Annotated in this window: 29 protein-coding genes and 1 pseudogene; 22 read left to right on the top strand and 8 right to left on the bottom strand. The window is 41.9% G+C overall.

All coding sequences use genetic code 11. The annotated features are described in order from the left end of the window. Window positions 1-5: 5 nt before the first annotated feature. From recN to lgt, 3 genes are all read left to right on the top strand, one after another. On the top strand, window positions 6-1,745 hold the full coding sequence (recN, locus tag Q7J41_RS11575; RefSeq protein WP_304888239.1) for a DNA repair protein RecN: 1,740 nt from the start codon (window positions 6-8) through the stop codon (window positions 1,743-1,745). A 64-nt stretch (window positions 1,746-1,809) separates the two neighbouring features. Continuing rightward, on the top strand, window positions 1,810-2,379 hold the full coding sequence (gene pduL / locus Q7J41_RS11570) for a phosphate propanoyltransferase (protein WP_304888237.1): 570 nt from the start codon (window positions 1,810-1,812) through the stop codon (window positions 2,377-2,379). A gap of 2 nt (window positions 2,380-2,381) precedes the next feature. Then, window positions 2,382-3,179: a prolipoprotein diacylglyceryl transferase gene (gene lgt / locus Q7J41_RS11565; protein WP_304888236.1), complete on the top strand. Its 798-nt coding sequence runs from the start codon at window positions 2,382-2,384 to the stop codon at window positions 3,177-3,179. Window positions 3,180-3,261: 82 nt separating this feature from the next. On the opposite strand, the pseudogene Q7J41_RS11560 reads toward lgt, so the two are convergent. The 6 genes and pseudogenes from Q7J41_RS11560 to Q7J41_RS11535 form a co-directional block, all read right to left on the bottom strand. Further along, a pseudogene (locus Q7J41_RS11560) lies at window positions 3,262-4,137 on the bottom strand (YifB family Mg chelatase-like AAA ATPase); the annotation flags it as partial. 28 nt (window positions 4,138-4,165) lie between these two features. Then, complete coding sequence (locus Q7J41_RS11555; protein ID WP_304888234.1) at window positions 4,166-6,112, bottom strand: recombinase family protein; 1,947 nt, start codon at window positions 6,110-6,112, stop codon at window positions 4,166-4,168. Continuing rightward, window positions 6,102-6,557 carry an ImmA/IrrE family metallo-endopeptidase gene (locus tag Q7J41_RS11550; RefSeq protein WP_304888232.1) on the bottom strand — a complete coding sequence of 152 codons (456 nt, stop codon included), beginning with the start codon at window positions 6,555-6,557 and terminating at the stop codon, window positions 6,102-6,104. The genes Q7J41_RS11555 and Q7J41_RS11550 overlap by 11 nt, the downstream gene beginning before the upstream one ends. A gap of 159 nt (window positions 6,558-6,716) precedes the next feature. After that, a complete protein-coding gene (locus Q7J41_RS11545; protein WP_304888230.1) occupies window positions 6,717-7,259 on the bottom strand; it encodes a hypothetical protein in 543 nt (180 codons plus the stop codon). 163 nt (window positions 7,260-7,422) lie between these two features. Next, entirely contained in the window at window positions 7,423-8,499 is a 1,077-nt protein-coding gene (locus Q7J41_RS11540; protein ID WP_304888228.1) for a type I restriction endonuclease, read from the bottom strand. 88 nt (window positions 8,500-8,587) lie between these two features. Beyond that, window positions 8,588-9,292 (bottom strand): helix-turn-helix domain-containing protein, encoded by a 705-nt coding sequence (locus Q7J41_RS11535; protein ID WP_304888226.1) that lies wholly within the window; start codon window positions 9,290-9,292, stop codon window positions 8,588-8,590. Window positions 9,293-9,472: 180 nt separating this feature from the next. On the opposite strand from Q7J41_RS11535, the gene Q7J41_RS11530 reads away from it, so the two are divergent. Then, the gene (locus Q7J41_RS11530) at window positions 9,473-9,721 is read left to right on the top strand and encodes a helix-turn-helix transcriptional regulator (protein WP_304888224.1); all 249 of its coding nucleotides are present in this window, start codon (window positions 9,473-9,475) and stop codon (window positions 9,719-9,721) included. Window positions 9,722-9,732: 11 nt separating this feature from the next. Continuing rightward, the gene (locus Q7J41_RS11525; protein ID WP_304888222.1) at window positions 9,733-10,485 is read left to right on the top strand and encodes a phage antirepressor KilAC domain-containing protein; all 753 of its coding nucleotides are present in this window, start codon (window positions 9,733-9,735) and stop codon (window positions 10,483-10,485) included. Window positions 10,486-10,625: 140 nt separating this feature from the next. On the opposite strand, the gene Q7J41_RS11520 is transcribed toward Q7J41_RS11525, so the two are convergent. Together Q7J41_RS11520 and Q7J41_RS11515 are read right to left on the bottom strand one after the other, a co-directional pair. After that, window positions 10,626-11,162, bottom strand: a complete 537-nt coding sequence (locus Q7J41_RS11520; RefSeq protein ID WP_304888220.1) for a hypothetical protein — start codon at window positions 11,160-11,162, stop codon at window positions 10,626-10,628. Between the two features lie 13 nt (window positions 11,163-11,175). Then, a complete protein-coding gene (locus Q7J41_RS11515) occupies window positions 11,176-11,418 on the bottom strand; it encodes a helix-turn-helix domain-containing protein (RefSeq protein ID WP_304888217.1) in 243 nt (80 codons plus the stop codon). A gap of 138 nt (window positions 11,419-11,556) precedes the next feature. On the opposite strand from Q7J41_RS11515, the gene Q7J41_RS11510 reads away from it, so the two are divergent. The 17 genes from Q7J41_RS11510 to Q7J41_RS11430 all read left to right on the top strand — a co-directional run bounded on the left by Q7J41_RS11510 (window position 11,557) and on the right by Q7J41_RS11430 (window position 20,519). Beyond that, complete coding sequence (locus tag Q7J41_RS11510; RefSeq protein ID WP_304888215.1) at window positions 11,557-11,769, top strand: helix-turn-helix transcriptional regulator; 213 nt, start codon at window positions 11,557-11,559, stop codon at window positions 11,767-11,769. A gap of 158 nt (window positions 11,770-11,927) precedes the next feature. Further along, window positions 11,928-12,530: a helix-turn-helix transcriptional regulator gene (locus Q7J41_RS11505; protein ID WP_304888213.1), complete on the top strand. Its 603-nt coding sequence runs from the start codon at window positions 11,928-11,930 to the stop codon at window positions 12,528-12,530. Continuing rightward, entirely contained in the window at window positions 12,496-12,702 is a 207-nt protein-coding gene (locus Q7J41_RS11500; protein WP_304888211.1) for a hypothetical protein, read from the top strand. Before Q7J41_RS11505 ends, Q7J41_RS11500 begins: the two co-directional genes overlap by 35 nt. 111 nt (window positions 12,703-12,813) lie before the next feature. Then, window positions 12,814-13,098, top strand: a complete 285-nt coding sequence (locus Q7J41_RS11495) for a hypothetical protein (protein ID WP_304888209.1) — start codon at window positions 12,814-12,816, stop codon at window positions 13,096-13,098. Further along, window positions 13,095-13,304 (top strand): hypothetical protein, encoded by a 210-nt coding sequence (locus Q7J41_RS11490; RefSeq protein ID WP_304888207.1) that lies wholly within the window; start codon window positions 13,095-13,097, stop codon window positions 13,302-13,304. The genes Q7J41_RS11495 and Q7J41_RS11490 overlap by 4 nt, the downstream gene beginning before the upstream one ends. 1 nt (window position 13,305) lies before the next feature. Continuing rightward, window positions 13,306-13,461 (top strand): hypothetical protein, encoded by a 156-nt coding sequence (locus Q7J41_RS11485; protein ID WP_304888205.1) that lies wholly within the window; start codon window positions 13,306-13,308, stop codon window positions 13,459-13,461. 3 nt (window positions 13,462-13,464) lie between these two features. Further along, complete coding sequence (locus tag Q7J41_RS11480) at window positions 13,465-13,728, top strand: hypothetical protein (RefSeq protein ID WP_304888202.1); 264 nt, start codon at window positions 13,465-13,467, stop codon at window positions 13,726-13,728. Between the two features lie 244 nt (window positions 13,729-13,972). Continuing rightward, a complete protein-coding gene (locus Q7J41_RS11475) occupies window positions 13,973-14,815 on the top strand; it encodes a hypothetical protein (protein WP_304888200.1) in 843 nt (280 codons plus the stop codon). A gap of 1 nt (window position 14,816) precedes the next feature. Further along, window positions 14,817-15,443 (top strand): YqaJ viral recombinase family protein, encoded by a 627-nt coding sequence (locus tag Q7J41_RS11470; protein WP_304888198.1) that lies wholly within the window; start codon window positions 14,817-14,819, stop codon window positions 15,441-15,443. A 10-nt stretch (window positions 15,444-15,453) separates the two neighbouring features. Next, the gene (locus Q7J41_RS11465) at window positions 15,454-16,377 is read left to right on the top strand and encodes a DUF1351 domain-containing protein (RefSeq protein WP_304888196.1); all 924 of its coding nucleotides are present in this window, start codon (window positions 15,454-15,456) and stop codon (window positions 16,375-16,377) included. Window positions 16,378-16,379: 2 nt separating this feature from the next. Then, window positions 16,380-17,330 carry a recombinase RecT gene (locus tag Q7J41_RS11460; protein WP_304888194.1) on the top strand — a complete coding sequence of 317 codons (951 nt, stop codon included), beginning with the start codon at window positions 16,380-16,382 and terminating at the stop codon, window positions 17,328-17,330. A gap of 2 nt (window positions 17,331-17,332) precedes the next feature. Beyond that, the gene (locus tag Q7J41_RS11455) at window positions 17,333-17,764 is read left to right on the top strand and encodes a single-stranded DNA-binding protein (protein ID WP_304888192.1); all 432 of its coding nucleotides are present in this window, start codon (window positions 17,333-17,335) and stop codon (window positions 17,762-17,764) included. Between the two features lie 91 nt (window positions 17,765-17,855). After that, on the top strand, window positions 17,856-18,797 hold the full coding sequence (locus Q7J41_RS11450; protein WP_304888190.1) for a hypothetical protein: 942 nt from the start codon (window positions 17,856-17,858) through the stop codon (window positions 18,795-18,797). Beyond that, complete coding sequence (locus tag Q7J41_RS11445; protein WP_304888189.1) at window positions 18,794-18,997, top strand: helix-turn-helix domain-containing protein; 204 nt, start codon at window positions 18,794-18,796, stop codon at window positions 18,995-18,997. Before Q7J41_RS11450 ends, Q7J41_RS11445 begins: the two co-directional genes overlap by 4 nt. Continuing rightward, a complete protein-coding gene (locus Q7J41_RS11440) occupies window positions 18,994-19,776 on the top strand; it encodes a DUF5131 family protein (RefSeq protein WP_304888187.1) in 783 nt (260 codons plus the stop codon). Before Q7J41_RS11445 ends, Q7J41_RS11440 begins: the two co-directional genes overlap by 4 nt. Next, complete coding sequence (locus Q7J41_RS11435) at window positions 19,773-20,018, top strand: hypothetical protein (protein WP_304888185.1); 246 nt, start codon at window positions 19,773-19,775, stop codon at window positions 20,016-20,018. The genes Q7J41_RS11440 and Q7J41_RS11435 overlap by 4 nt, the downstream gene beginning before the upstream one ends. A gap of 144 nt (window positions 20,019-20,162) precedes the next feature. Beyond that, window positions 20,163-20,519, top strand: coding sequence for a hypothetical protein (locus Q7J41_RS11430; RefSeq protein WP_304888182.1), 357 nt, complete (start codon window positions 20,163-20,165; stop codon window positions 20,517-20,519). The last annotated feature ends 7 nt before the right edge of the window (window positions 20,520-20,526 follow it).

Raw genomic sequence — 20,526 nt, 5'->3', positions numbered from 1 at the left:
GCTCTATGCTGAGAAATCTCGTTGTGAACGATTATGCGCTGATTGATCATCTGGCGGTGGATTTCGATCCGGGACTTAATGTGATCACCGGGGAAACCGGAGCCGGAAAATCCATTGTTATTGATGCATTGACGCTGGTTCTGGGGAATCGGGGCAATAAAACAAACATCCGTCAGGGAAAAAACAAGATGACGGTGCAAGGACTTTTTGATATCAGTGAACAGAAAAGTCTGATTGAAAAATGTCTGGAATATGGCATCCCGATGGAGGATGGACAGCTGATCCTGATTCGGGAAATGGATGATCGCGGTCGCAATATCTGCCGTGCTAATGGTTTAATTATCACCGTCGCCCAACTGAAAACAATCGGGGATGAACTGATCGATATCCATGGCCAGCATGAGCATCAATCGCTGTTCAAACGAGAGAATCATCGCCGGTTGTTGGATGCCTTTGGCGGTGAAAAAAGCCGAAAATACCGGGAACAGACGGCCGCCTATGCAAGTGACATCAAACGGATTCAGGATCTGATCACCGAGCTGGAAACTAACGAACGGGAATTGGAACGGGAAAAAGAAACCCTGCAGTTTGAAATCAATGAAATTGAAACCGCTGCCCTTATTATCGGCGAAGATGAAGAACTGGAAGCGGAAAAGCGGATTCTGGAAAATCGGGAACGTCTTTTTTCACACACTAGCCAGGCTTATGAACTGCTCAAAGGCGAAAACTCTGAGCAGAACCCGATTCTTGATGCCCTGAGTTTGCTGGTTGAAAGCCTAGCCGAAATTGTCAAAATCGACAGCAGCTTTCAGGATAAACTGGAAACGGTCAATGGCATTTTAAGTGAAGCGGAAAACCTCTCTTTTGAGATCCGCTCCTATCTGGAAGACATGGAGTACAGTTTGGGTGATTTGGACGAAATCGAAACCCGGTTGAGCGTCATTGCCCGGCTTAAGCGGAAATATGGTCATGATATTACTGAGATCTTGACCTACGCCGAGGAAATCAGTATCCGCTTAAAAAGTTTATTGAACCGGGATGAAAGTCTGCAAAGCTACTATCAGGAATTAAGCGGTTTTCAAGATAAATATTATACGATTAGTAATAATCTTTATCAATTACGTCTAAAAACCGCCGGGGCATTGAAAACCGATCTTGAAAAAGAATTGGGAGAGTTGGCCATGGAAAAGGTTCAGGTTGAAATTTTAGTGGCACATGATTCCGACCGGGTGGCTGCCCATGGCCAGGATATTGTCGAATTTTTAATTTCCGTCAATCCCGGTCAGGCGCCAAAACCGCTTGGGAAGGTTGCCTCTGGAGGCGAGATATCGCGAATAATGCTGAGTTTAAAAAGCATCTTCGGCAGTCTCGACGCCATTGAAACGATGGTGTTTGATGAAATCGACACGGGGATCAGCGGCAGAACTGCCCAGGTGGTGGCCGAGAAGATTCAAGCTCTTAGTGTCACCCCGCCGCGAGGTCGGCAGATTATCTGTATTACCCATCTGCCCCAGATTGCGGCCATGTCAGACCGACATTTTATGGTGGAAAAGCGCACTCAAAATGATGGCGTAGAGGTTAGTTTTATGCCCTTGGATGAAAAGGGTAAAAAAGAGGAACTTTCCCGGATGCTGGGCGGTGCGGAAGTGACCCAAAAAACCTGGGAGCATGCCCAGGAAATGTTGGAGTTAAGCCAAAAGATAAAAAAAACAAAAAAAAGTAAAGATGACAAAATATTATCTTAACATTTCGTTGGTTATTGGATAAAATAAAGATTGTTAAAAATTTATTTATTTAAGGAGATATAAATTGGAAAGAAAAGTACCCATTGGGTTATCTAACAAACACATTCACGTATCCCAGGCAGATTTAGAAACATTATTTGGTAAAGGTTACCAATTAACACCGATGAAAGATTTATCACAGCCAGGACAATATGCCGCTGAAGAAAAAGTTGACGTGGTTGGTCCTAAAGGGACATTGAAAGGGATCCGAATTCTGGGACCAGTTCGACCAGAAACCCAAGTAGAAGTTTCAATCGGAGATGGTTTCTGTTTAGGAATCAAAGCGCCACTTCGTAATTCAGGAGACATCGCTGACACCCCTGGTGTTAAATTAATTGGACCGGCCGGAGAAGTTGAAATTTCTAAAGGCGCCATTGTTGCTGCCCGACATATTCATATGAGTACTGAAGAAGGCGCAACCTACGGATTAAAAGATAAGGATGTTGTTTGTGTTAAACTGGATGGCCCCCGAGGTCTGACATTTGACAACGTACTGGTTCGAGTTCATCCAGATTTCAAATTGGATATGCACCTTGATGTTGAAGAAGGAAATGCTGCCGGAGCTAAAAACGGTCAAATCGCAAGCATCATTTAGTTATGATTGTGCCAGATCCGATAGCATTTACCGCATTTGGCCTTGAAGTCAGGTGGTATGGGGTTTTAATTGCCTCGGCATTACTGATTGGGCTGTTCATAGCGATAAAACGGGCGCCTAAATACGGGATTGACCCGGAGATCATTATGGATTTCTTTTTGTATATGACTCCAGCGGTGATCATCGGGGCCAGGCTTTATTACGTCATCTTCAGTCTTGACTATTATGTGGCTCATCCGGACGAAATCATTGCGACCTGGCATGGCGGACTGGCTATCCACGGTGGTATTATTGCCGGCGTGATTGTGGCATTGATTCTGTGTCGGGTCAAGAAGATCAGTTTTTTCGCTTTGGCGGATGTGTTAATTCCGGCGCTGCCCTTAGGGCAGGCGATTGGGCGCTGGGGGAATTTTTTAAATCAGGAAGCCTATGGCTCACAAACCGATTTGCCCTGGGCTATCACTGTGAACGATGCCGCCCTGGGAATCATCAAGGTACACCCGACCTTTCTTTATGAATCAGTTTGGAATGTGCTGATTTTTGGTTTTCTCTTTTTTTATGAAGATAAAATTAAGAAGGTCGACGGCGAATTACTCTTTGTTTACCTGGGTCTGTATTCTGTCGGTCGCTTTTTCATTGAAGGGCTGAGAACTGACAGTCTGATGTTTATGGGTTTACGAACAGCCCAACTGATCAGCCTGGCATTGGTGGTGGTAGGGATCGGTGGTCTCTGGTACCTGCGCAAAAACGAAGAGCGATTTACGAATTCGTTGACTAAAAAAATAACTAAGCGTAAATAATTTAGAAACAATCAAAAAGACTGTCAGCGAAATACTGACAGTCTTTTTTGTCGTGAGGGAAAATTGCTCCAGGCAATAGTTGTTATGACAACCTGGTCATGCCCCGGTACTGAATCGCTTCAGACAAGTGGGCGATCTGGATGGTTTCAGATGCATCCAAATCAGCAATAGTACGAGCTAGCTTTAAAATTCGGTGAAAGCCCCGGGCACTGAGCTTCATCTTGGAATAGACCTTTTCCATCAGGTTTTCTTCGGCCGGACCAAGATGGCAGAAGGTCTCCATCAGCTTGGGTGTGAGCTGGGCATTATAAAAGATATCCAGATCCTGATAGCGTTGATTTTGGCGTTCACGAGCAGCGTCCACCCGCTTTTTGATGGTGTGCGAGGTTTCCCCCTTGGGTTTGGTCTGGAGTTCATCGTAGCTGGTACTGGGGATCTCCACAAAAATATCCAATCGGTCCATCAGTGGGCCGGAAATTTTGCCCTGATAGTTTTTTATCTGCTGGGGAGTGCAAATACACTCGTGGGCTGGGTCGGTGAGATAACCGCAGGGGCAGGGGTTCATCGAGGTGACCAGGGTAAAACTGGCCGGAAAGGTCAGGGAAGCATTGACCCGGGAAATGGTGACCTCCTGATCTTCAATGGGCTGACGCAAAACTTCCAGGGCTGATTTTTGGAACTCCGGCAGTTCATCAAGAAACAGCACCCCCAGGTGCGCCAGGGAAACCTCTCCAGGTTTAGGGATTCGACCGCCGCCGACCAGAGAAACCTTGGAAATGGTGTGGTGAGGGGAGCGAAACGGCCGCTGGCTCATGATCGCATTATTTTTTAATAATCCCGAAATGCTATGGATCTTCGTGATTTCCAGGGCTTCATCAAGAGTCAAATCTGGTAGGATGGAAGGAAAACCCTTGGCCAGCATCGTCTTACCGGAGCCGGGGGGTGGTCTCGTTAAAGTAAAAACATTATGATATTAGACGGTTGCATCACGCATTGCCATGCCGATCAAAGATGTTTTCAGAAACTAATTTATAACAGCCCTTTCCAAGCTCTGGTGCTTGCTCGATTACATTTCTATTAACCAGTGCTCTTATAATTTGAGCCGCTTGTGATTTGTTAAGGTCACCCATTTCTCTTAAGTCACGATGGGTTATAGACCCATTGCTTTGAAAAAGAGAATTAATATCGTCAGTGTGCGTTTTTAGAAATACCTCGATTCTTGATTTTACTTTTCTTTTGCCTGGCTCCCAAATAAAATTATGAATCAGTCCATTTTTAAACACAATTTTAACAGGAACATTGTTGCGAATGTAGATTTTCGATATGAGGTTGGGAAAAACATTTTTCAAAGCATCTTTCCCAATTTTACGCATTAAATCCTCATAGTCACAAGACGTTCCGTATTCTTCCATCATTTTTCTAAAAATGACTGTCCCAACTATGAAATCGCTTTGATCTGATGCGACATCGGTATTTTCTTCCTCATTCACCAATTCCTTGTTATTTCTCAATTCATCGACTTTTTCTTGCAATTGGGATTTTTTTATTATAAATTCACTTTGACTCATTGATTCGCTTGAAAATAGGTAAAGTTCTTCTAGGCGGGAAATGGCGGTTTGATATTTTTTTATTTCCCCATCAAAAGCATCAGGTAGTTTATGTATTACAGTTTTGGATTGAGCTTCTTCAAACTTGATTGCGTCGTTGTTTTCGGCCAACGGGTCATTTATTAGGTGGTACCGGATATCTTCAATTGTATTGTCATCAATTCCAGTGACAAAGGAAAAGATATCACCCTTTAGGAGCGTCTTTTCAATTGTTTTGTTTTTCGTACCGGTTGTAATGCGATCGGCCAGTTTAAAGTAGTTGGCTAGATAGCCGAACACAAAAGGGATTATGATGATATCTCCAATGGTTCCACTGCAGGCGTTACCGCTGCTATAACCTGAGCAGCTGTATCTTGATGAATCAAGGCCATCTTTTCGTTTTGGCCCTTTAGTGGGCTTGTATCTCCCGCCGCATATATCGCAGAACAACATGCTTGAAAAAATATGCTTGCCGGAACTTTTGCGGTGAGCCTGGCTCCCTCCTTTGTGGTTTGCTTCCATAATTGCTTGAACCCTGTCAAACTGCTCTTTTTCAACAATCCCGGGGTGGTTATCTTCAACAACAATCCACTCACCAGCTTCTTTTTTTCGGCGGGGAATATCCGAACCTTTACGGTAATTATAACGATATGTGCCAATGTAAAAAGGATTTCTCAAGATACGGTATACCGCTTCACATCCCCATATGTTACCGTTTCGTGTACGATGGCCGCTTTCGTGTAGATTTCGCGCAACTGCTACCGATGATTCAAGTTCCTCATAAAGATCAAAAATATAGCGAACCAAGATTGATTCTTCAGCGTGGATGGAAGGGAAGGGATCATCTTCTTTGGATTCATAACCAAAAGGAGCGAACCCGCCGTTCCATAGACCTTTAGATGCCCGGTCGATCATAACAGATAAGACCCGTTCACCAGTCAGTTTTCTTTCTAACTCCGCAAACACCAGGATGATTTTAAGCATGGCTTCGCCCATGGCGCTGCTGGTATCGAATTGTTCATTCTTCGAAATAAAGGCGGTATCATACTTCTTAATTTCCTCATACATTTCGCAAAAGTCAATCAGGTTCCGGCTGATCCGATCAATCTTCCAGACGAGGATGTGAGAAAATTCACGATTACGGACCCTGGTCATCATTTCCTGGTACTTTGGCCGGTCGGTGTTCTTGGCAGAGAAACCAGCGTCTTCAAAAATCTCGTAATCATCAACATTAAGTACGAGCTTTGCATAATTTGCCAAATCACTTCGCTGCAAGGGCAGGCTGTCCCGATCCGCCTGCATTACAGTAGATACCCGGATGTAGAGTGCTGCTTTTTTATTGGACATTTCTAAGCCCTCCTAACTGGCAAAGGTTAAACCGCTTATGCACCCATTCGACAGGAACGCCATACTTTTCTGATAATTCCCATGCATCGAGATGTTGTGCATCGCTTTCAAAAAGTACATGAGGCATCAAGAAGTAGGCTGAAAAGGCATTCGCCTGGCATTCACATTTGGATATATTAATGTTTTTCGCAGTGTATGAGTTAAAACTGTGGCTTAAAATGTGCCCCAATTCATGCGATAGATAAACCCGTGCGTGTGAATCGCAGACAACAGGCAAGTAGATAGTCCGCCCCAAAACGGAAGTTGAACTTATTTTCTTAGAAATAATGATATCATAACCACGATCTATGATAACTTGTTCGATTTGCCATAGTTGGATAGGGAATGAGTCTATTCTATATTTTTTGTGAATTGTATTGGATTGTTTTAATTCGAAATGATACATCAGCCCTCCTATAAATAGTACATTTGTTCTATTCTAGCACGAATGTAGGATTGACGGATGAATAATTAAGTGTAAATTTTTGCGAAGATCGTTAATGGAAGAAGGGGAGTGGTGAATCTCCCCGGGTAAAATATGGTTATTGCTAGCTGATGTTAAGTATTACTTTGCAGTTTCAGAAAATTGTTCTGGAAGAACGCCATTTTGTAATGATATAAACGCAGCCTCGTATTGGGCGGCTTGATCTGGGGTTAAGGCTCCATCAATTCTCAGGAATACATTCTCATATAGGTAAAGATATTGTGAAAACATTGCATTTTCAGTTATTGGCTGGATATAGTCATACCTCGCTTGTGCATCTTTGGCGTTGTCGAAGACCTCAACCGACCCGCCGGCCGTTCCTTCTGTTGCTGAACCAGCGGCTGGGCTGTCGGATCGAGCATCTTCAAATATCACTTTGCTTGTATACTGGTTGGGACGTCCCAACAGTTCGCCCTTATCGGTTTCGGCCGTTAGAACTTGAATGTTCTCGATCGGGAATCCGGCATCCTGAAATGTTTGGACAATTTCCTCGGCAGACATTTTTGCGATGTCAACTTTCGGGCTTGTCTCAGTTGCGGCGGATCCGCCACCTCCACTGCTGCATCCAGCCAGCATAATCACAACCAAGACCGACATCAAAATAAGAGGTAGATTTCTTTTCATTTGTTCCTCCTAATAGTATTTACTTAAAGTATATACCGGTTTCCCGAGAACTGTAAATCGATATATCGTGCAAAATTCAGGGATGATCCTCATGATTTATTAAAACGCATCAAAAGTATGGCGCGCGTGAAATATTGAATATCTTAAATTCACGATGTTTTAATCAACCGATCAGGTTGTTTAGGCGTGCGACCAGCTGATCAGTATAGGCATATATATCGTCTAGTTTATCTAAGACAATCTTTTCATTGGCGTCACCATTCGGAATGATAATATATTTTGTATTCTCTTTTAAGAAAATGCGACAAATCCACTTAGTAACTTTCCCATCAATAATGATCGAAAAATAACTGGCCGTATCTTTATAACCGATCCGGTTTAAATCAACAGTATTATGCAGGATCGACTTTACAATGAAAAAGCACTCGATTTCTTCATCAGTAGTAATGATGTTGGAAACGCTTGCGATAAGAGCAGATTCATCAACTTCTTCAAACTGTTGAATGGCCTTGGGCTCGAATGATTCATCGCTTTTTAATGCATTCTGGATTTTGTCATTGACCAGTTCATTAATATACTGGGATATTGATTTCTTCACAGTGGGTCGGTATTTGTCGACAGTATTTTGGGTCTTCATGCCGTCGTATACACCCTGGGTTAAAATGAAACGGATAAAATCATCGGAGGGATTTGCAAACTCATCTTTCAAGACCTTCTTGATTAAACCGAGGTACTTGAGCTCTGAAGCAGTATCCAAAATCATGCTGAGATCAAAATTTTCTTTGCAGAACTTCTTGAGCTCAATTATTTCACTATCGCTAATATCAAGTAAATTAATTTCAAAAAACGGGGAGCTGTCCATTTTGTTTTGTTCGTCCAGGTCGCTGTAAAAACGATAAACCAAACCATTCGTTAATATCGCAAACTTTGCAGCTGTTGTCCCAAAGTAGCGGAACAACTGGGAATCGTGTTTTTCTAGTTGTTCATTGATCGATTTAGCTTCAATGAGTAAGGTGAGTTCTCCATTTAAGAGGATTGCATAATCCACTTTTTCGCCTTTTTTAATGCCAACGTCAGCCGTGTATTCAGGTATAAATTCCGTCGGGTTGAATACATCATAACCGAGAATTTGGAAGAACGGCATTACTATAGAAGTCTTAGTGGCCTCCTCCGTTGCTATGCTGTCCTTTGTCTTTTTTACTCGCTCAATAAACTCTCTCAACTTCTCTTCAAAACTCATGTTTTCCTCCTGTAGATTTAATATTTTGACATATGTCAAACTTTCAACGAAAGCAGACAAAATAAAAAACAGACCTTAATAAAGCCTGTTAATTTTCATCGTTCATTTTCTTTCTTTGTTCGGCATCAAACGCTGCATAAATGAGTGCATCGTCGATTACCTCAACTGGATATTGCATGAATTTTTCTATTTTTTTCATTTTCTTATGTTTTGCTTTCTCAGCTTCTTCCATGATGGCTATTTTTTGATCGTCTGGGTAGTCTTGGTTCTGGTAGAGCATAGCATCGTTTTCTGGGAGTTGCGCCAGGAAGGTAGGCCAGTCAGCGAGGGTGTAGGGACGGGGCTTTTGGCTGGCTGAGGTGTTTGGAGTCGGATCGTCAGTAAGCCCACAAAGGTAGGTGATTGACACATTGAAGAATTCCGAGATGTCACGCAGGGATCTTTCGCTTGGAAAATTTTCTCCCCGTTCGTAGTTGGAAATAGTAGTGGCATCTAATCCAACAGCTTTAGCTAGTTGAGCTTGAAACATATTTCTTTTGTCTCTTAATTCCTTTATTCTTTTGCCGGTTTCTACGGCATAATAAGTCGAGTTAGGATCGTCGGTGCGGCCTAAGAGGTAATCGGTGGAGACGAGGAAGTAATCGGCTAGTTTACGAAGCGTTTCAGAATCTGGCTCATTGCGATTGTTTTCAAAATGGGAATAAGCGCCACGAGTTACTCCTAATTCAGTAGCGACTTCTTCCTGCGTTATATCTAAATTTTTTCTTAGTTCCTTTAGTCTGTAACCGTACATTTTTACTACCTCACTTTTGTTTTAAACACTCAAATTTTACCATAAATCAGATACAAAAAGTATCACAAAAGAGTAATGATACAAAATATATCAAAAAACACTTGACGATACATATTGTATCAAGTATAATCAATTCAACAAGTGATACAAAACGTATCGAATGGAGGTGATATTGTGAGAATGACTTTAATTGAAGAAAGAAAAAGAAGGAACCTTACCAGAAGGGAAGTTTCCGATGATGTTGGGCTTGCAGAGATAACGATTAGAAAAATCGAGGAAAACAAGCGAAACCCAAGCGTAAAAACAGCTAAGACATTGTCAATTTATTACGGCAAAACTCTTGATGAATTATTCCCTGATATTTTTTTGCTACCTAGCGATACAAAACGTATCAAATCAAAGAAAGCAAAAAAACCAGAAGCCAGTTAGAAAGGAGAACTATGAACGATTTAATCAAGATAGTAGTAAACGAAAATCAGGAACCAACAATGAGTGGCAGAGAGCTACATGCGTTTTTGGAAATTGGGACAGCATATAAAGATTGGTTCCCGAGAATGAAGGAATACGGATTCGATGAGCCCGAAGATTATACCCCGCTCATTTTTGAGCACCCCCAGAACAAGCAACCATGTACCGATCACATCCTAAAGCTCGATATGGCAAAAGAAATTGCTATGATCCAGCGTTCAGAAAAAGGGAAGCTCGCCCGGCAGTATTTTCTCCAAATTGAGAAAGATTGGAACTCGCCAGAAAAGGTGATAGCCAGAGCGCTGATAATGGCCAACAAAAAACTCGAGTTTAAAGATGGTGTTATCAAAATGCAAGAAAAGCAAATCGAAGAACTCAAGCCCCTGGCAGCTTACGTCAAAACAATCCTCAACAACAAATCTCTGGTCACGGTTGAGCAAATCGCGCAGGATTACGGCATGTCAGCTCAAAAGTTAAACAAAATACTTCATGAATTGCATATCCAATATAAAGGCGGCAACGGCCAGTGGATTTTATACCGGGAGTACAAGCCCTTCGGATATGTCCATAGCGAAACAATTTCGTTCAAACGAAGCGATGGCAGGTCGGACAGCACCATGCATACCAAGTGGACCCAGGCCGGGCGGATGTTCCTTTATGAGGAATTGAGGGAACAGGGGATATTGCCATTGATTGAGCGAGATTTGGAAGGGAAAGCGATATGAACGAACAAATTGTAATCAATGTCGCACAAGCTAAAAAAGAGGAAGTGCTTCAAAACATGATCGAAGCACATCGGTTGATGGGCATTGAAGAAGGAACCGACCCTAAAAAGTATGCTTATTTGAGTAAGGTATTGTTAAGACTAATTGAAAAGGTTTTGAAAAACAGAAATGAGGCTATTTCGATAGATGATGGCCATCGGGGCGATGATCCACCAGATCACCTGGATGATCTTAACTGCGATCACGTCCGTTGATAACCCGAGGTAAGCAATGATTGATCTCGGTAAATAAATAATTGTTTCTACCCAGAAAATAGGGTTGAATGATTCAAATATTCGGCGTCGATATACACCAGTTGCTTCTTCAAGCATACCAATGATAGCACTTACAACACGCTGATCCTTTACAAACATATTGTCAATAATTGGGTAATTTGCGGCCTGAAGATAACCATAGCCTACTGGTTGAGTGACTGGTACATATGAATTTTTGATGTGAGCTCTTGAAAAAAGCTTTTGGATATCTTGTTTTTTAGAAAAGACACTTGAACTTTCATTTTTTAGAAAATCACTGTAATCATTAGAAAGCTTGATGCTTTGAAAATAGTAATAGGTATTAGAAAACGCTTTATAAATTATAACAACGATAAAGCAGATCAAAAACTGAATTGGGTTCATTTGGTTTCTCCCTTTAATTCAAATCGATGTCTAGATTCACGAATAAAGGGTGGTCAAAAAAGTCAATGATCGTAATGTCGGAAGCGTCGCACAATTTTTTAATCGTACATACGCCAGGGTTTTTGCTCTTCCCCTTGAGGATGCTGTCAACCGTTGATTGGGTTACCCCAGCCTTGGTAGAAAGCTTGTTGATCGTGATGTTTTGTTCATCACAGAGGAGCAATATTCTTTTAGCTACAGCTTCACGAATTGTCATAAAATTACCACCTTACCGAAACATCGTTATCTAAAGGATAACATATTATTTTAATAAAAATTAACGATATATAGTTGACTTATCGAAATTAACGATATATAATTAATTAACGATAAAACGTTAATAAAGGAGCGAGATATGTTAGGAACTGAATTAAAAAAACTACGACTTGAGAGAAATATGTCCCAGGCAGATTTAAGCAAAATCACCGGGATACCACAAACGAGCATCAGCGACGTAGAGCAAAATAAGTACATCCCCAAAGTCACAATTTGTCTGTCGCTGGCAAATGCATTGGGCGTGGAACTGAAACATTTGTTGGATTCAATAGAAATGCCTGATGCGAGTTAGTGGGGATAACAATCGCATCATCGGCACAATTATAGGAGGGAGAAGAGGAGTTAGAATTCTGCGGATAGAAAGCAGCAAGAAGGTTGGATTTGGTTAAAAGTGAAAGCTTGCGGAAACTTTCCTTACTAAAATTATACAACGAAAGGAGATATTAAAGAATGAACGATAATTGCAAGAATATCCTTAAAATGTTCAGACTTCGTGCCGGAATCAGCCAAGAAGAAGCGGCTAGCGCACTAAGTATATCGATTCATACCCTTTACAACTATGAAACCTATTCAAATTATTCACGGAAAAACATGCCGCCCGAGGAGATTATATTAGAAATGATGGATCTCTACATTACCGACCCCGATCCGGCCCGCCGGAAAATGCGACAGTTTTACATGGGGATCATGTATCTTTGCGAGACCAATCAAATCTTTGGCAACATTTTCTGTGGAGTGAAATCGCGAAATCTGCCCGAAGCATTCATCAACTACCAATCAGAGCTTGAAGACGTGCAAAGCATGGAAAGGCAAATGCGGCGGGTGATTATCGACGATCAGATTGACGATCACGAAACCGAGGTTGCCGGGGCTTTTCTTAAAGAATTACTTGAAAGCACCTTTGCTAACATCGATTTTGCTGTATCGGCTATGGATAGAACGGCGATACCTCCAAAAGTACAAAAGAAATTACACCTTAAGAAAGGTTCGATCATGAATGAAAGGAGGGCTTCAATATATGAAACAGAAAGACTGTCAGCAGCTTGTCGCTGATTTAAACATTAGCGATATTAAAAAGGAAACACTGGCCGGATACGGCATCTACACAGTCGCTCAATTGATGGAGGAGTTCCACAAACCATTTTACACCAGGGCGTTTACAACACCGGTAAGCAGAAACTTGACAGCTATGAAAGAACAGGAAAAGAGAAACAAAAGTGCATAAAAAAAGAAAGACACCCGTTACAGCGGATGCCTTCAAAAATAAATATGAAATTACTATACAAAAATTTTACCACAGCAGACAGCGTAAATCAAGAATAACAAGGAGAACCAAATGGATAAATTAGAAGCAGTTCAAGAGATCATGCGGTTAAGCATCGAAATTAACGGAGTCGAAGAAGATCGGTTTGCCATCGGCGGAAAGCCGTGTGTGACGATTTATTTCGCTGGCCACGTAAACGGGCTGATGGTCAATGTTTATTACACAGGCAGGAGCTATGACAAGAAACCGGATTATGTATTCGACGAATACATCAGCGATACCGATGTGGCTAAGCTTGTGAAGTGCGTCAGATACCTTGAAAAACTCAAGGACAAGGTGCTGGAAGAGGCAGCATGATGGCAAAATCAATTATTGATGATTTGATTGAAAAACAACCTGACTTAGATCGAGAAAGTGTAATCTTCAGATACTGCCCGTTTAATTATGGCTATAACCCTCCATTATGCGATGAGTGTCAGGATGACGAGGAGAGGTCACTGATGGAAATATGTGGTGAATGCTGGAATAGCCCGGTAGAGAATAATGGATCAGAAAGAGGTTGAGTTGCGAATTGCTGTCCTGCTTGGCCAGGAATCGGTTCTTAAAAAAGTAACGGATAAATGGTATGTCGTTGGCGGGTTCTGGAAGGGCTGGCTCAAAGGCGTCCAGTCCGAGATTCGGTGCCTCGAGCAGGCACGGAAAACATTTGTGGAGGATTAAGAGATGATGGAATTAGCAGAAAAACTGGAAGCAAAGCAAATTATTCAGATGGCGAAACCGCGGTATTCGACTCAGTATGTGATTGAGATTCTTGAGCAATACTGCTTTGATGATATCCGGCAGGCTGGCCATATGCATTACTGCAATCGTCCAGGAACCAAGGAAATCACATTCCGGGAAACATTCGGCGGTAACCACGTTTTTTATGTGGGCAACGATCATTATCATGATGTATATCAAGCAATGAGAATGGCAGGTGCGAAGTGAGCTTTGGGAATCTATATGGCCCAGATCCACCAGATCCCAACTATCCGATTTGTCCACTATGCGACTCAGAATGTGAAACCATCTATTATTCTTGCGATGGTGACATTTTGGGGTGCGAGCATTGTGTTAGTTCGGTGAACGCATGGGAATGGCAGGCCGAGGAAGATAAGAGCTCAGACCCTGACCCAGATCGCCGTTATGACGAATATAAAGAACGAGAATCAGCATGAAAGGATGTAAGTAAATGAATAGAAAAGCAATTAAATCAATTTTGGCAAAAACTCACAGAAATTTCGTTGAGTCAATTAAAGATGAGACGGTTAAAGAATTAGTAAATAAAAACTCAATAATCACTGGGGGAGCGATAACAAGCCTGTTGACCGGTGAAGAAGTTAATGATTATGACTATTATTTCACTAACAAAGAAACTTGCCTAGCTGTTGCGAACTATTATGCAAATCAATTTAGTAGTACGCACAAAGGCAAAAATCAAGTTGATGCAAGAGAAGATGAGTTTGGCAGGATTACGTGCTTCATTTCATCGACCGGTGAAGTTGGCGATGATGAAGATGTTAAAAATTCTACCCCTGATGAAAGCAATGAAGAAGATTCGTACAAAGCTATATATTTTACATCTAACGCAATTACCTTGACGGGAAAAATACAGCTTGTTATTCGCTTTTATGGAGACCCAGTAGAGATTCACAAAAATTATGATTTTGTGCATTGTACAAATTATTGGTTGAGTTCTGATAGAGATTTACACCTAAATATCGGAGCATTAGAATCTATATTAGCAAAGGAACTTTTATACCAAGGAAGCAAATACCCGCTATGCTCTATAATCCGAACCAGAAAATTCATTAAGCGTGGATGGTCAATTAATGCCGGGCAATATGTCAAAATGGCGATGCAGTTAAATGATCTCGATCTGAAAAACATCGAAGTTTTAAAAGAGCAACTTACCGGAGTTGATAGCTCGTATTTCGATATGTTCATCAGCGCAATTCAACGACGACAGGATGACGACCCGGGGTTTGAATTAAATGCAATGGTTGTTTCGGAACTGATCGATAAGATCTTCTAGTATGAATACAAAGCGCCAGCAATGGCTAGAAGAGCGAAAATCAGGGATTGGAGCATCAGACGCCGCCGCTATTCTGGGAATGAACCCATGGAAGACCAACATTCAATTGTGGCAAGAAAAGACCGGAGAAGTCGAACCAGAGGATATAGGAAATAAACCAGTCGTCAAATACGGAAATGATGCCGAATCGCTCTTGAGAGAGTTGTTTATACTCGATTTTCCTCAGCATTCGGTTAAATACGACGAATTCAAGATGTTCCGCAATAAAGTATACCCGTTTATGTTTGCAACCCTTGACGGATGGATTGAGGGTGAAAGAATGGGTGTTCTGGAAATCAAGACAACACAGATCATGAACCCAATGCAGTGGAGCAAGTGGAAAGACGGTATCCCGGATCAATATTACATTCAATGTCTCCATCAGCTCATCGCAACCGGATATGATTTCGTGATCCTAAAAGCTCAAATTAAGCACGGATTTGAAGACGTGAAGTTAACGACGAGACATTATACAATCGAGAAAAACGACGTTATGGAAGACATGGTTTATCTTATCGAAAAAGAAATTAAGTTCTGGGACCAGGTTAAAAATAAAGTTAGGCCAAGTTTAATATTACCGGCCATATAAGGAGAAATAAATGGAGTTTATATTAGAAAAAGAAGTTAAAGACATAGTACCAGCGGCAGTCGGGTTTAATTTCGACCAGTTAAAGCAAGAATTAGAAATCAGCCTGACTAAATATCAGAACATGGTCGTTACCGAGGATTCAACCAAGGAAGCGAAAGAAGACCGGGCGAAACTAAACGCCTTAAAAAATACTATTGACGGTAAGCGAAAAGAGATCAAAAAAGACTGGAATAAACCGTATGTCGAATTTGAGGATAAAGTAAAAGTTCTGATCGGAATGATTGACGAACCGATCCAGACAATCGACAAGCAGGTTAAGGCATATGAACAGGCCATTAAAGACAAGAAAGCAGCTGAAATCAAGTTGTATTTTGATGAAACCATTGGCGATCTAAAAAAACTTGTTCCTTATGACAAAATTCACGTCGAAAAGTGGTTGAATTCCAGCGAACGATTATCAGCGATCAAGAAAGAAATTTCCGCAATCATCGAAACAATTCAGAACGACATTAAAGTTATTAAAGACCTCGAAATGGAATGTGAACAGCAGATGCTTGACAAATACCTGGTTAATTTTTCTTTATCCGAAGCCATGGCTGAGAAAAAACGGTGGGAAGATCAAATTGAAAAAATGCTGGAATATGAAAAACAGCAGGAATTAAAGAAGCAACAGGAAGAAGCCAAAAAAATCGTATTAGAACAGGTTAAAGCGGCGGCGGTTGATGCAGAAACCGAAGCAGTAATTCCGGATCAAGTAACGATTATTGCACAGGGTGATCACACAACCGAAGCCGCAACCGAACCACCCCGGCAAGTTATCGATCCAGAACCAGAGCTGGAAGTTTTGATCTTTAAAGTTGCAGTTACACCAGAACAGAAAAAAGCACTAAGAGCGTTCTTTGTTGAAAATAAAATTAAAGTTGGGAGAGTCTAATCATGGCAGTTAATAACAGTATAGCGAAAAAACCGACAAGCGATACATTTTCAAATTTCATGACCGGCGAGGGTGTGAAGCGGAAAATAAATGAGGTTGTCGGGGGGAAAGATGGGCAACGGTTTATCACCTCAATTATATCGGCCGTCAGTACGAATCCGGCACTGGCAGAGTGTGACCAGGGTTCGATTTTATCGGCTGCGATGTTGGGGGAAAGCCTTAAATTATCCCCTAGCCCTCAACTGGGGCAGTATTATATGGTGCCATTTAAAAAGAAAGACAAAAGCGGAAAAGTCGCCAGTGTAACGGCCCAGTTTTTATTAGGATATAAGGGCTATATCCAGTTAGCGATCCGATCAGGGTATTATCGAAAACTCAATGTGTTATCCATCAAAGAGGGCGAATTAATCAGTTTTAACCCCCTTGAAGAAGAAATTGAAGTCCAACTCATTGAAGATGAAGAAGACCGCGAAAACACCCCGACAATTGGATATTACGCGATGTTTGAGTATGAGAATGGATTTAAAAAAGCAATGTATTGGAGTAAAGCTAAAATGATTGCTCACGCCGACAAATACAGCCAGGCTTTTAGTAAAGACCCCGTCAAAGCAAGAGACCCTAGATATAACAAAGTGTCATACGCTGATTTTGAAGCCGGGAATGTTAAAGATAGCGATTTGTGGCTATACTCATCGTTTTGGTACAAGGATTTCGACGGGATGGCGTACAAGACGATGCTTAGACAGCTGATTTCAAAGTGGGGGATTATGTCAATTGAAATGCAAACAGCTCACGAAAGAGATATGGCTGTTATTACGGAAACGGGATATCAATACGTCGATAATGACCCAATCCCCGATGATGAACCAGTCACTGACAAACTTCCTCCATTCGCAGACGAACCTGATCCCTTCCCGGCTCATGAGGATGACGACTTTTATGATGAGGTGTAGCAATGAATAAAGTCATCCTTGTCGGCCGCCTAACACGCGATCCCGACGTCAAAAACACCACAACAGGCAAAGCAGTGGCCAGCTTCACATTGGCCGTCGACCGCCGCTTTAAAAACAAGGATGGCCAGAAGGAAGCAGACTTTGTGCCAATCGTGGTATGGGGAAAACAGGCAGAATTCGCCGGACAGTATTTATCAAAAGGTAACCAGATCGGTGTATCTGGGAGACTGCAAGTCAGAAGTTACGATGCACAGGATGGCCAGCGCCGGTATGTGACGGAGGTTGTGGCGGATGAGATCCAGTTTTTGAGCAGCAAGAAGGACGGCGGCAATAGTGCCAACACCCAGCAGCAAAGCAACAGCGAACCTATGTCGACAATGGGCCTGGACGAAGATTTTCACCTCATGGCAGATGGCGATGATGAACTTTTCTAAGCTTTTATAAATTTTACATATAAAAGACCAGTATTCTATTAATCCAGCGAAAGGGCGGGGTCGCAAGACCCCGTAAGGGTTCTAAAATGAAATGGCAATAAAAAGAATTGTCGATACCGGATTCTGGACGGATGACAAAGTCGTTGATGAGTTTACACCAGAAGATCGTTATTTCATGCTCTATCTGATGACAAACCCACATTCATCGCAATTGGGAATTTACAAGTTCAATAAGCGGATCATGGCCTTTGAACTGGGATACAGCGTTGAGGCGGTATCGGTATTGCTTGATAGGTTTCAAGATAAGTATCATGTCGTGGTCATATCTGAAGAAACCAGTGAGATTGCAATTCTCAATTATTTGAGATATTCGATCATAAAAGGCGGAAAGCCGGTTGAAGATTTGCTGATCCGGGAGATTGGGGAAATTAAAAATAAGGATTTGATCGGAAAAGTTTTTGAGCATATCAAGGACTATAAGAACCTCAACCTGACCGTTGTAAAAGTCATTGAAGAAATCCTCTATACTAAATTAAATATAAATGATAATGAGAATGAGAATGATAATGAGAATGAAGAATCGTATACCGATACGCCCCACGAATCGTGTAACGAATCGTATGACGATACGTCAAGCGATCCTGTAAAAAAAACGGACAAAATTCAAGATGTTGTCGACCTATTTAATACCATTGTTCCAAGTATGCCTAAAGTAAAAAGCCTAACAGCGACACGAAAGAAAAATATCACATTGCGGCTTAAAGATTTTGGCATGGAGAAGATCGTTGAAGTATTTCACAAAGCTGAGGCTAGTGATTTTCTTTGCGGCAGGGTCAAGGAGTGGAAAGCGGGGTTTGACTGGGTGATGAAACCTGAGAACTTCGTAAAAATCATGGAAGGTAATTACGTCAATAACGAAAATGGCAAAGCAAAATCCACCATGCCCGAAACATCGCCTGAGCGCCAAAAAGCGTATGAGGAAATGGAAGTGACGGCAGCTGTTGATTTGTGGCCGGATTTGGAGGCGGAATGACAATCGGCGAATTAATAAAAACAGAGCGTGAACAATGCGGATTAACCCAGGAACAGCTTTCTGAAAAATCCGGGGTTTCAAGCCGGAGCATCAGTCATTATGAAAATGATGAGCGGGATCCGCAGATGATGACACTTGGAAAGATTATGGGTGCTATGGGGATTCAGATTAAATTTGAGAGGATGGAGGAAATGAAATGAATAAAACAAAAATAGAATGGTGCGACAGCACATGGAATCCAGTAACGGGCTGTTTGCACGATTGTGAATACTGCTATGCGAGAAAGATTGCAAATCGTTTTAAATGTAGCACAGAAGTTTTCGCAAATAAAGTGGAGTACAGCGAAATGATCTCCAGTGGGATATACGAAGGTACCTATCGATGCGCTTTCCCATTTGGTTTTAAACCAACGTTTTACAATGAACGGTTGGTGATTCCCAATAACTGGAAGAAGGGGCGAAACATTTTCGTCTGCTCCATGGCCGATCTATTTGGTGACTGGGTGCCGGATGAATGGATTAATGAAGTCATGAAAGCATGTGCGAATGCGCCACAGCACAACTATTTGTTTTTGACGAAGAATCCAGAAAGATATGCAGAATTAATAAATGCTGGCTTAATAATTAGTGCACCTAATATGTGGTACGGGAGTACGGCGACAAGCAGTCGAATGAAGCGGTTTGTAAGGCTTGCACAAGATAACGCTAAATATAATACGTTTATTAGCATCGAACCGTTAACTGAAAAGTGGGATATCAACCCGTATGGTGAGTTTGAAAATACACAATGGGTTATTATCGGGGCCGAAACCGGCAATCGAAAAGAAAAGGTAGTGCCGGAAAAAGAATGGATTGAAGAAATTGTTGAGCAATGCGATAAAACCAAGACCCCCGTTTTCATGAAAGATATCCTGGTGCCGATCATTGGCGAAGAAAATATGCGGCGGGAGTTCCCGAAGGAGTTGGAGGATAGACAATGAGCAAAAAAGAAAACGCCAATGACAAGATGGGGAAATGGATGACTGGCATCAGCAACATGGGATTGGCTCCAAAGCCAAAAGAAGGGTGCGAGTTTTGCAGGGGTGAAGATGTTGAGTATTTTGATGATTATTCAGTGCAGTTAAACGACGGGGAATTGCTTATGAGGTGCGATGAATCCTATCACAATGGCAAATTGAAAATAAACTACTGCCCAATGTGCGGGAGAAAGCTGGTGAAGTGATGGCATTGATTGACAACCGCATGAATAGGGTTAACTGCCATAACTGCGAAAACCATTCCGATAACGGCGGGAACTGCCAAGGTGTGAGCATCAACGCCGAGGTGCTGATGTGTACGGAATTTTATTTGAAGGAGGAATTGCGGGATGAGCATCACTATTGTCGTGCCGGATACGCCGCCGTCCAATAATAAATTCATGGGCCGGGAGAATCGCTGGAATTATCAAAAATATAAAAAAGAGTGGGCAATGCTGATGCGATCAGGGATGGTAATGATCCCCGACAGACCGATGTTAAAAGCAAAAATCCATATCCACTATATATTTCCAACAAAAACACGCCGGGATCCGGATAATTATTCAGGGAAAATGATTCTTGATCCGCTTGTGCAGTTTGGAGTTATCTCAGATGACAGCTTCAGCAATATTGATTTGGTTTTATCGGCTGAATATAAAAAAGGCATAAAGGAGACAAGAGTGGTCGTGACAGAAAAAAGAAAGTAGCAGGTGA

The sequence above is a fragment of the Acetobacterium sp. genome (assembly GCF_030652775.1).
GTDB lineage: Bacteria > Bacillota > Clostridia > Eubacteriales > Eubacteriaceae > Acetobacterium.
Note: the sequence above shows the minus strand (reverse complement) of the source record. Positions and strands in the feature narration are given on the sequence as shown.

Coding starts and splice junctions, on each gene's coding strand:
- recN (WP_304888239.1), top strand. CDS start 6: ATGCTGAGAAATCTCGTTGTGAACGATTATGCGCTGATTGATCATCTG.
- lgt (WP_304888236.1), top strand. CDS start 2,382: ATGATTGTGCCAGATCCGATAGCATTTACCGCATTTGGCCTTGAAGTC.
- Q7J41_RS11555 (WP_304888234.1), bottom strand. CDS start 6,112: ATGTCCAATAAAAAAGCAGCACTCTACATCCGGGTATCTACTGTAATG.
- Q7J41_RS11550 (WP_304888232.1), bottom strand. CDS start 6,557: ATGTATCATTTCGAATTAAAACAATCCAATACAATTCACAAAAAATAT.
- Q7J41_RS11545 (WP_304888230.1), bottom strand. CDS start 7,259: ATGAAAAGAAATCTACCTCTTATTTTGATGTCGGTCTTGGTTGTGATT.
- Q7J41_RS11540 (WP_304888228.1), bottom strand. CDS start 8,499: ATGAGTTTTGAAGAGAAGTTGAGAGAGTTTATTGAGCGAGTAAAAAAG.
- Q7J41_RS11535 (WP_304888226.1), bottom strand. CDS start 9,292: ATGTACGGTTACAGACTAAAGGAACTAAGAAAAAATTTAGATATAACG.
- Q7J41_RS11530 (WP_304888224.1), top strand. CDS start 9,473: ATGACTTTAATTGAAGAAAGAAAAAGAAGGAACCTTACCAGAAGGGAA.
- Q7J41_RS11525 (WP_304888222.1), top strand. CDS start 9,733: ATGAACGATTTAATCAAGATAGTAGTAAACGAAAATCAGGAACCAACA.
- Q7J41_RS11520 (WP_304888220.1), bottom strand. CDS start 11,162: ATGAACCCAATTCAGTTTTTGATCTGCTTTATCGTTGTTATAATTTAT.
- Q7J41_RS11515 (WP_304888217.1), bottom strand. CDS start 11,418: ATGACAATTCGTGAAGCTGTAGCTAAAAGAATATTGCTCCTCTGTGAT.
- Q7J41_RS11510 (WP_304888215.1), top strand. CDS start 11,557: ATGTTAGGAACTGAATTAAAAAAACTACGACTTGAGAGAAATATGTCC.
- Q7J41_RS11505 (WP_304888213.1), top strand. CDS start 11,928: ATGAACGATAATTGCAAGAATATCCTTAAAATGTTCAGACTTCGTGCC.
- Q7J41_RS11500 (WP_304888211.1), top strand. CDS start 12,496: ATGAAACAGAAAGACTGTCAGCAGCTTGTCGCTGATTTAAACATTAGC.
- Q7J41_RS11495 (WP_304888209.1), top strand. CDS start 12,814: ATGGATAAATTAGAAGCAGTTCAAGAGATCATGCGGTTAAGCATCGAA.
- Q7J41_RS11490 (WP_304888207.1), top strand. CDS start 13,095: ATGATGGCAAAATCAATTATTGATGATTTGATTGAAAAACAACCTGAC.
- Q7J41_RS11480 (WP_304888202.1), top strand. CDS start 13,465: ATGATGGAATTAGCAGAAAAACTGGAAGCAAAGCAAATTATTCAGATG.
- Q7J41_RS11475 (WP_304888200.1), top strand. CDS start 13,973: ATGAATAGAAAAGCAATTAAATCAATTTTGGCAAAAACTCACAGAAAT.
- Q7J41_RS11470 (WP_304888198.1), top strand. CDS start 14,817: ATGAATACAAAGCGCCAGCAATGGCTAGAAGAGCGAAAATCAGGGATT.
- Q7J41_RS11465 (WP_304888196.1), top strand. CDS start 15,454: ATGGAGTTTATATTAGAAAAAGAAGTTAAAGACATAGTACCAGCGGCA.
- Q7J41_RS11460 (WP_304888194.1), top strand. CDS start 16,380: ATGGCAGTTAATAACAGTATAGCGAAAAAACCGACAAGCGATACATTT.
- Q7J41_RS11455 (WP_304888192.1), top strand. CDS start 17,333: ATGAATAAAGTCATCCTTGTCGGCCGCCTAACACGCGATCCCGACGTC.
- Q7J41_RS11450 (WP_304888190.1), top strand. CDS start 17,856: ATGGCAATAAAAAGAATTGTCGATACCGGATTCTGGACGGATGACAAA.
- Q7J41_RS11445 (WP_304888189.1), top strand. CDS start 18,794: ATGACAATCGGCGAATTAATAAAAACAGAGCGTGAACAATGCGGATTA.
- Q7J41_RS11440 (WP_304888187.1), top strand. CDS start 18,994: ATGAATAAAACAAAAATAGAATGGTGCGACAGCACATGGAATCCAGTA.
- Q7J41_RS11435 (WP_304888185.1), top strand. CDS start 19,773: ATGAGCAAAAAAGAAAACGCCAATGACAAGATGGGGAAATGGATGACT.
- Q7J41_RS11430 (WP_304888182.1), top strand. CDS start 20,163: ATGAGCATCACTATTGTCGTGCCGGATACGCCGCCGTCCAATAATAAA.